Source organism: Meinhardsimonia xiamenensis (genome assembly GCF_900102905.1).
GTDB classification, from domain to species: domain Bacteria; phylum Pseudomonadota; class Alphaproteobacteria; order Rhodobacterales; family Rhodobacteraceae; genus Meinhardsimonia; species Meinhardsimonia xiamenensis.
In genome coordinates this window covers 465,203-478,373 of record NZ_FNFV01000002.1, presented here as the reverse complement: position 1 = coordinate 478,373, position 13,171 = coordinate 465,203, and the positions used below count along the sequence as shown (strand labels likewise).

The 13,171-nt window shown below is 70.2% G+C and carries 12 protein-coding genes; 8 read left to right on the top strand and 4 right to left on the bottom strand.

The window, feature by feature from the left end; translation table 11 throughout:
* Positions 1-38 precede the first annotated feature (38 nt).
* On the bottom strand, positions 39-875 hold the full coding sequence (locus BLQ14_RS06185; protein WP_092499217.1) for a metallophosphoesterase family protein: 837 nt from the start codon (positions 873-875) through the stop codon (positions 39-41).
* Positions 876-948: 73 nt separating this feature from the next.
* On the opposite strand from BLQ14_RS06185, the gene BLQ14_RS06180 reads away from it, so the two are divergent.
* The 6 genes from BLQ14_RS06180 (at position 949) to BLQ14_RS06155 (ending at position 6,529) form a co-directional block, all read left to right on the top strand.
* On the top strand, positions 949-2,265 hold the full coding sequence (locus BLQ14_RS06180; RefSeq protein WP_425412085.1) for an HlyC/CorC family transporter: 1,317 nt from the start codon (positions 949-951) through the stop codon (positions 2,263-2,265).
* A 96-nt stretch (positions 2,266-2,361) separates the two neighbouring features.
* On the top strand, positions 2,362-3,027 hold the full coding sequence (locus tag BLQ14_RS06175) for an HAD-IA family hydrolase (protein WP_092499215.1): 666 nt from the start codon (positions 2,362-2,364) through the stop codon (positions 3,025-3,027).
* Entirely contained in the window at positions 3,024-4,376 is a 1,353-nt protein-coding gene (locus BLQ14_RS06170) for an aminotransferase class III-fold pyridoxal phosphate-dependent enzyme (protein WP_092499214.1), read from the top strand. The genes BLQ14_RS06175 and BLQ14_RS06170 overlap by 4 nt, the downstream gene beginning before the upstream one ends.
* Positions 4,377-4,463: 87 nt before the next feature.
* Positions 4,464-4,661: a heavy-metal-associated domain-containing protein gene (locus BLQ14_RS06165; RefSeq protein ID WP_092499213.1), complete on the top strand. Its 198-nt coding sequence runs from the start codon at positions 4,464-4,466 to the stop codon at positions 4,659-4,661.
* 28 nt (positions 4,662-4,689) lie between these two features.
* Positions 4,690-5,139: a c-type cytochrome gene (locus BLQ14_RS06160; protein WP_092499209.1), complete on the top strand. Its 450-nt coding sequence runs from the start codon at positions 4,690-4,692 to the stop codon at positions 5,137-5,139.
* Positions 5,126-6,529: a multicopper oxidase family protein gene (locus tag BLQ14_RS06155; protein WP_092499207.1), complete on the top strand. Its 1,404-nt coding sequence runs from the start codon at positions 5,126-5,128 to the stop codon at positions 6,527-6,529. The genes BLQ14_RS06160 and BLQ14_RS06155 overlap by 14 nt, the downstream gene beginning before the upstream one ends.
* A gap of 3 nt (positions 6,530-6,532) precedes the next feature.
* Here the strand turns inward: BLQ14_RS06155 and BLQ14_RS06150 are convergent, their stop codons facing one another.
* Together BLQ14_RS06150 and BLQ14_RS06145 are read right to left on the bottom strand one after the other, a co-directional pair.
* A complete protein-coding gene (locus BLQ14_RS06150) occupies positions 6,533-8,335 on the bottom strand; it encodes a gamma-glutamyltransferase family protein (protein ID WP_092499206.1) in 1,803 nt (600 codons plus the stop codon).
* Positions 8,336-8,357: 22 nt separating this feature from the next.
* Positions 8,358-9,983, bottom strand: coding sequence for a 5-guanidino-2-oxopentanoate decarboxylase (locus BLQ14_RS06145; RefSeq protein ID WP_092499205.1), 1,626 nt, complete (start codon positions 9,981-9,983; stop codon positions 8,358-8,360).
* Positions 9,984-10,205: 222 nt separating this feature from the next.
* On the opposite strand from BLQ14_RS06145, the gene BLQ14_RS06140 reads away from it, so the two are divergent.
* Both BLQ14_RS06140 and BLQ14_RS06135 read left to right on the top strand, forming a co-directional pair.
* Complete coding sequence (locus BLQ14_RS06140; RefSeq protein WP_092499203.1) at positions 10,206-11,342, top strand: hypothetical protein; 1,137 nt, start codon at positions 10,206-10,208, stop codon at positions 11,340-11,342.
* An 87-nt stretch (positions 11,343-11,429) separates the two neighbouring features.
* On the top strand, positions 11,430-12,347 hold the full coding sequence (locus tag BLQ14_RS06135; protein WP_092499202.1) for a hypothetical protein: 918 nt from the start codon (positions 11,430-11,432) through the stop codon (positions 12,345-12,347).
* Positions 12,348-12,374: 27 nt separating this feature from the next.
* Here the strand turns inward: BLQ14_RS06135 and BLQ14_RS06130 are convergent, their stop codons facing one another.
* The gene (locus BLQ14_RS06130; protein ID WP_092499201.1) at positions 12,375-13,163 is read right to left on the bottom strand and encodes a heme-dependent oxidative N-demethylase family protein; all 789 of its coding nucleotides are present in this window, start codon (positions 13,161-13,163) and stop codon (positions 12,375-12,377) included.
* Between the last annotated feature and the right edge of the window lie 8 nt (positions 13,164-13,171).

Genomic DNA, 13,171 nt, shown 5'->3' with positions numbered 1-13,171 from the left:
CCCCGCGGGGCGCCCTTGTTGCTTGCGGCGCCGCGCGCTCAGGGCCGGTGCCGCAACTCGCCCGGAAGAACCTCTTCGCTGGGCCACAGCCCCGAACGCAAGGTCTCGGCATAGCCGCCGCCGAGTCCTGCCTTCTCCATCGCCCGCGCCGCCGCTTCGTGCGCATAGGCAAGGCGCTCGAAGACGACGCCGTCCGAGCCGTCAAGCACGGCGTAGCGCGTCAGCGGGCGCCCGTCGTGCGGCGGCAGGCCCACGACGCCCGGGTTTATCCAGTCGACCCCGCCGACGCGGCGGTGAAACGCGAGCCCGCAGTGACCCGCGATGACCCGGTCAACCGGCCCGGCGGCAGCGGTGATCAGCGAAATCTCTTCGGCAAACTCCGCCTCCGGGCTCGACGGCCAGAGAAAGCGCGAGATGTCCGAGACGCCCCCATGGATCACCGCGCAGCGCCGCCCCGCATGGGTGAAGATCACGATGTCAGGCAGCGCCGCGAATGCCGCGAGAAGCGCTTCCTGCCCGGACAGGGCCGCGCGGGCATGCGCATACCAGCCGCGCGAGAGCGCCGCGCAGGCGCTGCCCTCGTCAAAGCCGCAGCCGCAGTCCGGGGCCCCGGCGGCAAGCTGGCGCTCGCAGTTGCCCGCCACCACCGCCGCCGTGGCGCCCATCACCGCCTCGGCGGTGGCGCGCGGATCGGCGCAATAGCCAATCATGTCGCCCGTGCAGATGCGCCGCGCGGGCGGCAACCCCATTTCCTCGGCCAGCGCAAGAATGGCCCGCGTCGCCTGAAAATTGGAATAAGGCCCACCGAAGACGAGAACCGGCCCTTCCAGAACGCCGAGGTCCAGCACCACCGGTCCCGCTGCCGCATTCGACATTGCTGCCCCCTTCCCCCTTGATCGCCATCGCGGCGCCACCCATAACCGGCGCAACCCCGCAAAGGCCATGCCCATGGATATCCAGTCACAGACCCCCGTTTTCGACAACGCCTTCTGGGCAAGCGTCATCGCCATCCTCGCGCTTCTGGTGCTCTCGGCCTTTTTCTCGGGCTCGGAGACGGCGCTGACGGCCGCCTCCCGCGCCAAGCTCAGGGCGCAGGCCGACAAGGGCTCGCGGGCTGCGGCGCTGGCGCTGAAGCTCACCCGCGACAGCGAGCGGCTGATCGGCTCGGTGCTTCTGGGCAACAACCTCGTCAACATCCTCGCAGCCTCGCTCGCCACCTCGCTCTTCACGCGCCTGTTCGGCGAATCGGGTGTGGCGCTGGCCACGCTGGTGATGACCCTGCTCGTGCTGATCTTTGCCGAGGTGCTGCCCAAGACCTACGCCATCACCGACCCCGAGACGGCGGCGCAGCGCGTGTCCCCGCTGATCGCGCCGGTCATCGTGGTGCTCTCGCCCGTGGTCTCGGCGGTGCGGGCCCTGGTGCGGGGGCTTCTGTTTCTCTTCGGCGTGCGTACCGATCCCGAGCGCAACATCCTCGCCGTGCGCGAGGAGATCGTGGGGGCGATCACCCTCGGCCACTCCGAAGGGGCAGTGGAGAAGGAGGACCGCGACCGGCTTCTCGGCGCGCTGCATCTGGGCGAGCGCACCGTTGACGAGATCATGCGCCACCGCTCCGAGATCGAGATGATCGACGCCGATCTGCCGCCGAGGGAGATTCTCGAGCAGATCCTTGCCTCCTCGCACACGCGCCTTCCTCTCTACCGGGGCGACCGCGACAACATCATCGGGGTGATCCACGCCAAGGATGTGCTGCGCGCGCTCTATGCGCGCATGCTCAAGGCCGCTGAAGGGGAGGATCCGTTCAAGGATTTCGACATCACCGAGGTGGCGATGGAGCCCTATTTCGTGCCCGACACCACCACTCTTGACGACCAGATGCGCGAGTTCCTGCGCCGGCGCACCCATTTCGCGCTGGTGGTGGATGAATACGGCTCTCTCGAGGGGCTGATCACGCTCGAGGACATCCTGGAGGAGATCGTCGGCGAGATCTCCGACGAGTTCGATACCGATGCCGACCAGCCCATACGCCGCGCCGAGGATGGCGACTGGCTGGTGGACGGCGCGATGACCATTCGCGACCTCAACCGCATGATGGACTGGAACCTGCCCGACGACGAGGCCAACACCGTGGCGGGCCTCGTCATCCACGAGGCGCAGACGATTCCCGAGGTGGGCCAGGTGTTCGCCTTTCACGGCTTCCGCTTCGAGGTGGTCGGCCGGAAGGAAAACCGCATCACGCGGCTGAAGATCCGCCCGCTGCAATAGACCGGGCGCCAGCCCCCGCTCGTTTGACGCCGGGCGGCGGCGCGCCTATCAGAATGGCAAGAGCGGGCCGGCGCGGCCCGAGGCCAAGGGGGGTGCATGGGCAAGCGGTGCGCGTTGGTTCTTGATCTCGGCGGCGTTCTCACCCCCACGCTCTTCGAGCTTCACGACGAGACCGAGCGCGCGCTGCGGCTTGCGCCCGGCACGTTGACCTGGCGCGGCCCCTTCGCGCCGGAGACGGACGGGCTGTGGCAGGCGCTGCGCGCAGGCGAGATCGACGAGCGGGACTACTGGCGCGAGCGCGCGCGCGAGGTCGGCGCGCTTCTGGGCGAGGTCTGGGAGGACGGCGCCGAGCTCTTTGCCCGCGCCCTTGGCGCGCTGCCCCATGCGGTGCTGCGGCCTCAGGCGCGAGAGGCGCTCCAGGCCGCGCGCGGGCTCGGCGCAGCCCTTGCGCTTCTGCCGAGCTCCTTTGACGCGCTGGGGCGCCTGCCCCTGCCGCGCGACTTTCTCGCCCGTTTCGATGCGATCCTCGACGGCCCGAACGGTGGCGGGCACAAGCCCGATCCGGCCGCCTTCGGCGCGGCGGCGCAGGCGCTGGGCCTTGCGCCGGAGCACTGCCTGTGCGTCGATGACGCGCAGCGCAATGTCGCCGGTGCGCGTGCCGCGGGAATGCGCGCGCTTCATTTTGACGTGGCCCGGCCGGCTGCGTCGTTTCGTGCCGCGCTGCGGCGGCTGACCGAGCCCGACGAGGAGACGAGGGAATGAAGGACTCCAACTTCCTGAAGGAGATGAACGCCCGCCACGTGTGGCACCCGATGGCGCATCCGGGCGACATGCGGGCGCATCCGCCCACCATCATCACCGAGGCGCGCGGCGTGCGCATCACCGACATCGACGGCCATGAGGTGGTCGATGGTGTCGGCGGGCTCTGGTGCGTCAACCTTGGCTTCTCCTGCGAGCCGGTCAAGCAGGCCATCGCCGCCCAGCTCGACCGGCTGCCCTACTATTCGGCCTTCCGCGGCACCACCAATGACGTGGTGATCGAGCTCTCCACCGTGCTGGCCGACTTCTTCGCCCCCGACGGGCTCTCGCGCGCCTTCTTCACGTCGGGGGGCTCCGACAGCGTGGAGACCGCGCTGCGCCTTGCCCGCCAGTATCACAAGATCCGCGGCGAGGCCGGGCGGGTGAAGTTCCTCAGCCTCAAGAAGGGCTACCACGGCACCCATTTCGCCGCCGCCTCCGTGAACGGCAACCCGCTGTTCCGCAACGCCTACGAGCCGCTCCTGCCCGGCTGCTTCCACATCCCCGCCCCCTACACCTACCGCAACCCCTTCAACGAGGAGGATCCCGAGCGTCTGGCGCAGCTCTGCCTTGCCGCCCTCGAGGCCGAGATCGAGTTTCAGGGGGCCAACACCATCGCCGCGATGATCGTCGAGCCGGTCCTCGGCGCGGGCGGGGTGATCGTGCCGCATGAGTCCTTCATGCCCGGCGTGCGCGAGATCACCGCGCGCCACGGCATCCTGCTCATCGCCGACGAGGTCATCACCGGCTTCGGCCGCACCGGCGACTGGACCGGATCGCGCCACTGGGGCGTGCAGCCCGACATGGCCACCACCGCGAAGGCCATTACCAACGCCTATTTCCCCTTCGGCGCGGTGATGCTCTCGGAGGCCGTGGCCGAGGTGTTCGAGCGCGACGAGACCGGCGCGGCGCTCATTGGCCACGGCTATACCTATTCCTGCCACCCGGTGGGCGCGGCTGCCGCGCTTGCCTCCATCGCCGAGATGCAGCGGCTCGAGGTGCACCGCAACGCCGCCGCCCGCGGCCGGCAGCTCTACGAGGGCTTCCAGCGCCTCAAGGAGCGCCACGAGATCATCGGCGACGTACGCGGCGGGCATGGCATGATGACGGCGATGGAGCTTGTCTCCGACCGCGCCAGCAAGACGCCGATCGCGCCCGAGGTGATCGCCCGCGTCCATGAGGCGACCTATCGCGCCGGGGCGATGGTGCGCATGTCGGGGGCGAATCTCATCTGCTCGCCGCCGCTGATCATGACCGAAGACGAGGCGCAGGTGATCCTCGACGCGCTCGACAAGGGGCTCGCTGCGGCCTGAGGCGCGCTGCCGCAGGCGGCGACCCTTGACCTTCCAGCTGCTGGAAGCCCCATCTCTGGCGCGAATGCCACGGATGGGGCGACAGCAATGAAGTTCTCGATTCCCGACATGACCTGCGGCCATTGCAAGGCAGCGGTGGAAAAGGCGGTTGCCTCGGTCGATCCTGCCGCGCGGGTGACGGTCGATCTCGACTCTCACACCGCCGAGGTGGAAAGCGCGGACCCTGTCGAGGCGTTTGTCGAAGCGCTGCGGCAGGCGGGGTATGAGGCACGGCCGAGCGCGTGACGGCCGGCCCGCAGAAAGGGAGCGCAACATGAAACGCATGATCCCCATGGCGCTGGCGGCGCTTTTGCTGGGCGGAGCGTCGATCTTCTTCCTCCGGCCCGAGACGGACGGTGCGCCGGTGGCGGTCTCAGGGGCGGCCGCGCAGGCTTCGCAGGCCGCGCCCCTTGTCGAGGTGGCCCTTCCCGAGCGGCTGTCGCCGGAAGCGCAGATGGGCAAACGTGCCTTCGACGCGTTCTGCGCCCGCTGCCACGGCCAGAACGCCGCGGGGCAGGAGGGCGTGGCGCCGCCCTTGGTGCATCGCATCTACGAGCCCGGCCATCATGGGGACATGGCCTTCATGCTCGCCGCCCGCAACGGGGTGCGCGCGCATCACTGGCGCTTCGGCGACATGCCCCCCGTCGAAGGCATCACCGACGCCGAGATCAGGGCGATCATCACCTATGTGCGGGAGCTCCAGCGGGCCAATGGCATTTTCTGAGGGGCATCCGAGCCGCCGCGCGGTTCTGGCAGGGGGCGCGGCCGGGCTCGCGCTTGGCCTTGCGCCACGCGGTCTGCGCGCCCTCGAGGCGGCCGAGGTCATCGAGGCGCGCGCGGCGCAGGTGCGGCTCCTGCCGGGCGGGGCTCCGGCCACGCAGGTCTGGAGCTACGGCGGCAGCGTGCCGGCGCCGGAGATCCGCCTGCCGCAGGGCGCGCGGCTCACCCGGCGGCTCGTCAACCGGCTGCCGGTGGAGACCTCCATCCACTGGCACGGGCTGCGTCTGCCCAACGCGATGGATGGCGTGCCCGGCCTGACGCAGGAGCCGGTGGCGCCGGGCGGCGATTTTCTCTACGACTTCGCGCTGCGCGATGCCGGTACCTTCTGGTTTCACAGCCATGCCCGCAGCTTCGAGCAGGTCGAGCGCGGGCTGCATGGCGCGCTCGTGGTCGAGGAGGCCGAGGCGCCCGGCGTCGACCGCGACATGGTGCTGGTGATCGACGACTGGCGGCTCGACCCCGAGAGCCTGCAGATCAGCGAGGATTTCGGCAACCTCCACGACCTCAGCCATGGCGGGCGGCTCGGCAACATCGCCACCACTAACGGCGCCGCCGATTTCGCGCTGGAGGTGTCGCGCGGCGAGCGGCTGCGGCTGCGCCTTCTCAACGCCGCCACGGCGCGGCTCTTCGAACTCGGGCTGAAGGGGCTTGAGGGCTGGATCATGGCGCTTGACGGCCAGCCGCTCGAGGCACCCGAGCCCGTTGGCGAGACGTTCATCCTGGCACCCGGTCAGCGCGCCGATCTCATCGTGGATGTCACGGCCGAGGCGGGCGAGGAGGCATTCCTCATCCACCATCTGCGCGGCACCGGCTATGCGCAGGCCCGCTTTCCGGTGAGGACCGGCACCGCAGCGCGCCGCCCCGCGCCGACGCTTCTGCCGCCGAACCCGATGCCCGCGCCCCAGCCTGCCGCCGCGCGCCCGGCCCGGCTTGTCATGGAGGGCGGGGCGATGCGCGGCATGGCCGGAGCGATGTTCGAGGGGCGGCGGATGGGCATGCGCGAGCTTGCCAGCCGCGGCATGTTCTGGGCGCTGAACGGTGTCGCAGGCCTGGGCGAGGCACCGCTGCTGTCGGCCGCGAGCGGCGAGACGGTGCGCATCACCATGGAGAATCGCACGGCATTTCCTCACGGGATGCACCTGCACGGCCATCACATGCGCGAGATTCTTCCCGGCGGCCGGCTCGGGCCGTGGCGGGACACGGTGCTTCTGTGGCCTGACGAGACGCGCGAGTATGTGTTCACCGCCGAAGGCCCCGGCAAATGGGCCTTCCACTGCCACATGCTCGGCCACGCCGAGGCCGGAATGATGGGCTGGGCCGAGGTGACCGCCTGAGGCTCAGCGCCCCACCGCATAGGCCTGCATGAGCCGCGGCGTGGCCGCGGCGCGCAAGCCCCCGCCCGCATCCCGCGCCGCCGCCGTGAGGCGGCCCACGCTCCAGGGGCCTGCCACCTCCAGCGCGTGGCCGCGCGCGGCCAGCGCCTTGAGCACCTCCTCGCCCGCGCGCTCCTCGATCATCATCCAGCCCGGCCGCGCCCGCCGCGGCCAGAAGGAGGAGACGAAGTGCATGGAGTGGAAGAGCGGCGCATCGATCACCGCCTGCATGTCGGGCTCGTGATGGAGGTGGCGCAGAAGGAAGATGAGCTGCCACTGATCCTGCTGGTCGCCGCCGGGGGTGCCGAAGGCAAGCCGCTGCCCCTCCGGCCCGAGCGCGAGCGACGGGGTGAGCGTGGTGCGCGGGCGCGCGCCCGGGCGCAGCGACGAGGGCAACCCTTCCTCGAGCCAGAACATCTGCGCCCGGCTGTTGAGCGCAAAGCCGAGCCCCGGGATGACCGGGGAGGACTGCAGCCAGCCGCCCGATGGCGTGGCCGAGACCATGTTGCCCGCGGCATCGATCACATCGAGATGCACCGTGTCGCCCTCGCGCGGGGCGAGATGGGCCATGGTCGGCTCCCCTGCCCCGGCGCCGCCGGTGTTCGCCACTGCCGCCTGACGCGCCGCCCGCGCCACCGCCGCTTCGGCCAGATGCTCAAGCCCCGCGACGCGGCCGGGCCGCTCCTCGCGCGAGGCGGCCGCGCCGATGAGCGCGGCACGCTCGCGCAGGTAGTCCTCCGACAGAAGCGTCTCCACCGGCACGTCGAAGAAGTCCGGGTCGCCGTAATAGGCCTCGCGGTCGGCCATGGCGAGCTTGATCGCCTCGATCACCGTGTGGATGAAGTCCGGCCCCTGCGGGTCCATCTCCGCCACGCCCGTGTGCGCGAGCATCCCCAAGGCCTGCAGAAGCGCCGGCCCCTGCCCCCAGGGCCCGGTCTTCATCACCCGCCAGCCGGCGTGGTCGAGCCAAAGCGGCGCCTCCCACCGCGCCTGCCAGCGGGCCATGTCCTCGCCCCTCAGCACGCCCTTGCGCGGCGCACCCGAGACATCCCACACCTCCGCCTCGCGCAGGTAGCGGTCGATCGCCTCGGCAACGAAGCCGCGGTAAAAGGCGTCGCGCGCCCGCTCGATCTGCGCCTCGCGCCCCGAAACCGCCTCGGCCTCGGCCAGGAGCCTCTCCCATGTGTCGGCAAGCACGGGGTTGGCAAAATTCGCGTGCGGTGCGGGCACCTCGCCGCGGATGAGCCAGGTCTCGGCCGATGTTGGCCAGTGCTCGCGGAAGAGATCGGCCACACCGGCGATGGTCTCGGCCGCGCGCGGCAGAAGCGGGTGGCCGTGGCGGGCGTAGTGGATCGCCGGCGCCATCACCTCGCGCAGGGGCATGGTGCCGAGATCGCGCAGCATCAGCATCCATGCATCAAAGGCACCGGGAATGACCGTGGCCAGAAGCCCCGAGCCGGGGATGAGCTCAAGCCCCTCGGCGCGGTAGTGCTCGATGGTCGCGCCCGCCGGCGCGCTGCCCTGCCCGCACAGCACCCGCGCCCGCGCCGCCCCCGCCTCCCAGACGATTGCCGGCACCTCGCCGCCCGGCCCGTTCAGATGCGGCTCGACCACCTGCAGCGTGAACCCCGCCGCCACTGCCGCGTCAAAGGCGTTGCCGCCGCGCTCGAGAATGCCGAAGCCCACCGCCGAGGCAATCCAGTGAGTGGAGGCGACCACGCCGAAGCTGCCGCGAATCTCGGGGCGGGTGGTGAATGTCCCGGTCATCGGTAGCGTCCTCTTCTCGGCGTCAGGCGAGCCAGCCCGCGCCTTCGGTGACATGGATGAGCGTCGGCCTGTCGGCGGCGAGCGCGGCGGTGACAGCGGCCCTGAAGCCGACCTCGTCGTCGGGCGCGGCGGCGTGGCAGTGGCAGGCGCGGGCGAGAGCGGTGAAATCGGGGTTGAGCGGGTCAACGCCCACCGGCTGCACGCCGATGGCAGCGAGGTCGTCGCGGATCTGCTTCAGCCCGCGGTTGTCCCACAGGATCACGGGCAGAGCGAGGCCAAGCTGGGCGGCGGTGAGGAGCTCGGGCATGGTGAACATGAAGCCGCCATCGCCAACGAGCGCGACGACCGGCGTCTCGGGCTCGGCGAGCTTTGCGCCGATGGCCTGCGGCAGCGCCGCGCCAAGCGTGCAGAAGCCGGCAGGAAAGAAGAAGCGCCGCGGCCGGCGCGCGGGCCAGGCGAAGGCGGCCGTATAGACCGGCTGACAGGCGTCGCCCGAGAGGATCGCCTCATCGGGCAGCACTTCGCGCAGTGCGGAGAGAAGGCGCAGGTGCCGCGCCTCCGAGTCGGTCTGCGGGGCGAGCGTTTCGGCGCGCGCGGCGCTCACCTCCGCCTGTCGCGCGGCGGCGGCATCAGGCGCGGGGCGGTGCGCCGCGAGCCGGTCCGCCAGCGCCTCGGCCGCGGCTGCCGCGTCGCCCACGAGACCGAGCTGCGCGGGGTAGAGATCGTTGAGCTTGGCCGGGTCGATGTCGACCCGGATGATCTCGCCCGGAATGTCGAGGCGGGGCACGAAGCTGTCGGTCTCCGAAAGCTCGGTGCCGAGCGCCAGCACCACATCGGCGCGGGCCAGAAGCTCCCGGCCGGCCGCGCGGCTGAGCCCACCGCCAAGCGCAAGCGGCCCGTCGCAGGGCACGATGCCCTTGCCCGCCGTGGTGGTGATGACCGGCGCGGCAAGCCGCTCGGAAAGATCCGCAATGCCCTTGCCTGCCTCCACGGCCCCGCCGCCGGCGACAATCACCGGCCGGCGAGCCGCCGCCAGCCGCTCCGCCGCCTCGGCCAGCACGCGCGCCTCGGGCACCGGCCGGGCCGGGAGCGTCACCGCCTCCCACTCCTCATCAACCGGCATCGCCTGCACATCGGTCGGGATCGAGATGTGGACCGGCCGCGGGCGGGCGCTGGAAAACAGGGTGAAGGCGCGGGCCAGAAGCCCGGGCACATCCTCGGGCCGGTGCGCGGTGGCGGAAAAGGCGGTGAGCGGCGCGGTCACGGCGCGCTGCTCGGTGATCTCGTGCAGAACCCCCCAGCCCTTGCCGAGCGAGTCAGAAGGCGGCTCGGCCGAGATCAGCAGCATCGGCAGGCTCGCGCACCAGGCATCTCCGAGCCCGGTTGCGGCATTGGTCACGCCGGGGCCTGAGATGACCAGTGCGACGCCCGGCTCGCCCGTGGCGCGCGCCCAGCCCTCGGCGGCATAGGCCGCGCCCTCCTCGTTGCGGGTCTGGATGTGAAGAAGCCGGCCGTCATCCTTGGTGCCGGGGTCGCGCAGGCCGCGGCAGAATTCCAGCGTATGCACGCCCGGCACGCCGAACACGGCCCTCACGCCATAGCGTGCCAGAAGCCGCATCGTCGCCTCGCCGCAGCTCATCCGTGCCATCCGGGTGCCTCCCTTTTTCCCACCTGTTCAACCCACGGCGCAAATGACGGAATGTCAATCCATCGCCCCCGCGCCGCTGCAGCGGCAACGCAATCGGCGCAATGCCCGGCTCTACCGCACCAATAAACTTCGTCACAAGGAATTGTTTCTTTTGCCCAAATGTCGCCGATTTCATCACCTCATGGTTGCCGGGACCAGAGAGGTTTCCTGGAGAAGGCAATCATGACCTATCCCGAGATCGAGGCGGTAGTGCTTTTCGATCGCGTGCCACGGCTCGAGCACGACGCCTGTCTCGAGCAGATCAATGCCGCGCTTGCGGATCTCGCGATTTCCTTCTCCCTCAGGGAGCGGGAGGGCGAAACATCCCTGCTGCTGCGCTCAACGACGATGGAGCTGCGCATTGAAGCCTGTCTCGTGCCGATGCCGCCCGCGGTCTTCGCGCAGGGGCTTTCGGCCGCACGGATGCGGGCCGCCAGTGAAGCCCGCCTTCGGGACGCGGTGCAGCGGCATCGCGCAACGCTCTCGCTGCGCCTGGAGCGCGCCGGCGCGCGACGGGTCGCACCCGACCTGGCGGCCATGGTGCTCGCGCGGGTGCTGCGTGTCGCCTGCGCCATGAGCGAGCCCGCCGCCGTGTACTGGGCCCAATCGGGCATGTTGTTTACACCCCACGAGATTGCCGCGATGGACGCGCGCCGGTTTCCGGCCCGGCTTGTCTTCCGGCCCGAAGCCGTGGAGCCCGGCTCCGACGATACCGCGCCTGGGCTGCGCGCTGTGCACTCGGAGCTTTACTGCGGGCGTCAGCTGGTGATTCCGCCGGGCCGGATGGGCACGGCCGCGGCGCTTGCCGCGCTTGAGCGAATCATCGAAGCGCATGTGACGCGCGCGACAGCCCTTGCCCATGGGGTAACGCTGCCGCATTCGGACAAGGTCCAGTTCCGTGTCATTCTCGATGACGACTGGTGCACATGCCCCACGGGGTGTTTCGTTCTCGAACCCGAGGCGGCTGGAACGCGGCGCAAAACTTCGGACTCGGGCAGCGATCTCCGGGTGCCGGGGCACGGCGCACCCGGCAATCGCCGGCCGGCATCCGCCCCTTCCGCCGCCGAGCAGCGCTCCGGCGCGCTGCGCACCTGGGCGCTCTGCGCGGCGCTCGCCACCATCTCGCCGCTCGCGGCCGCCGCGCTCTTTCTCTGGAATCTCCTGCGCGGGCCCAATCTCGCGGTCTCGGTGGTGGCGTCAGCTTTGATTCTCGCCACCTTTACCGGCCTCTTGCTCGTCGAGCTTCTCGGGTTCGGCAACAGCGAGATTGCCTCGGGCGCGCTCCGGGCGATGGGCTCGCCCTTCCACCCCCGAGGCTGAAGACAAACCGACAATTTGAACCAAGAGTTGCAAACTTTCGCCAGATTCCCGGCGCCTGATGATCCGAGGGACCAAAGGGGTGAAGCCATGAAGGACACCGCCACCATTTCCATCGAAGCCAACCTGCTGTTCACCCGAGCGGTGGGTGACGCGCTCCTCGGCGAGACCGGCGAGATCCTCGCCACCCTTGAGATGCTCGGCTTCCGCGTCACCGGAACCCGGGTGGAAGATGGCAGGCATCTCCTCATAAGTTGCGATCGTGTCCAGGTGCTGGCCGCCTATTGCCCGGTTCCTTTCGAAGTGAGCGAGTTTTCCGGCACGCAGCGGCCAGGCCATGACCCGCTCGCCGACCGCCTGGTGTTTGAGACGCTCGAGGCCCACCGCGCCAGCGTCAAGCTGCTCGTCACCGATCGGCCCGATGCGATGATGGGCGCCTCGCATGACGAGAAGCGCCACCTTTGCTGGGAGCTGGCCGACCTCCTGCTGGAGGATCTCGGCGCCCAGCTGGTGTACTGGAACGAGACCGACATGCTGTTTTCGGCCGGGGAATTCGCCCGCAGCGCCCCGCCGGTGCAACATGCGCCGCTGGTGATCGACCCCGCCGATACGCGCGAACCCGTTTCGCTCGCGGCCGGGGCCGAGGCGCCGAAGCTGCACCCGGGCGCGCACATCTTCGCCCTCTCTCCCGAGGAGGAGCTCGAGGAGCTCGAGCGTGACCGGCTGAAGGCCGCCACGGCGGAAGACTGGGCCCGCGTCTCGCGCGGGATCGCGCCCGAGGAGGGTGAACGCGAACTGATCGACGAGGAAACGGCGCGGGCGGGAACCAATTACGGACTCCTGATCCTGCTGATGGCGCTGAGCTTCCCGGTTGCCATGGCGGTGCTGTTCTATCAGCTGATTCGCGGACCAAACGCCCGGCTGGCGGCGAAGGCCGTGTGCGTGACGGCGCTTGGCGTGGCGCTCGATCAGTCGGGAATGGCCGCGGAGGTGTTGTCGCTGCTCTGACGTCGGCGCAGAGGCGGCCGCGCGCACTCAGCCGGCGGCGAGCCGCTTCAGCGCATCGAGATCCGTGGCCGTCGCGTCCACACGGCGGATGACATGGGTATGGATCGAGAACACCACCGCCCCCGTGCGGGGAAGTTTGACCAGACACTGTCGCTCGGAGCGAAGGTAGGCCGGCCGGGGCGACGCTTGCCGCCGGGGTGCATGCTCCGAACGCGGCTGGAACAGGGCGGGATCGTCATACTCGAGCAGATTGGCCCGCCAAAGCGGGCGCTCGGGCCGCAGGCCATCGAACAGCCGCTGCACGCGGCGGGCAAGCTCGTCGGTATAGGGGGCAACCGGCGCGTGGATCGCCGTGAGCGGCCGTCCGAGCTTCTCATCGAGCCGCCAGCTTGCCGGAAAACACAGAACCGCCGCCACCAGCACATGCTCCCGGCCGCGCTTCTCGAGAATGCAGAAATCCTCCTGGCACAGGCGGCCGAGCGTCGCGAGCGGCCGGGCGCTCTCAAGCACCACGCGACGACCGTCGGGGCGCCTCACCTCGCCTGAGCCGATGCGATAGCCCGCCAACGCGGAAAGCGCCTCGAGGACCCGCTCGAGCGTCTCCCGCACAGCCGGCGTTGCGCCCGGAAGCTCGGCGATCACCTCGCGGGGGCGGGTGGCGATCAGCTGATCGCGCAGCCGCATCTGCGCGGCGAAGGCCTCGTCAACCCGCAGCCAGTCTCCCGCCGCCACGGGCTGGATGCCGGGCAGCCGGCCGAGGCGCGGATCGTCCCACAGTCCGGCGGGAAATGCCCGGTGAAGTATCTCGTCTTGCATGGCCCATG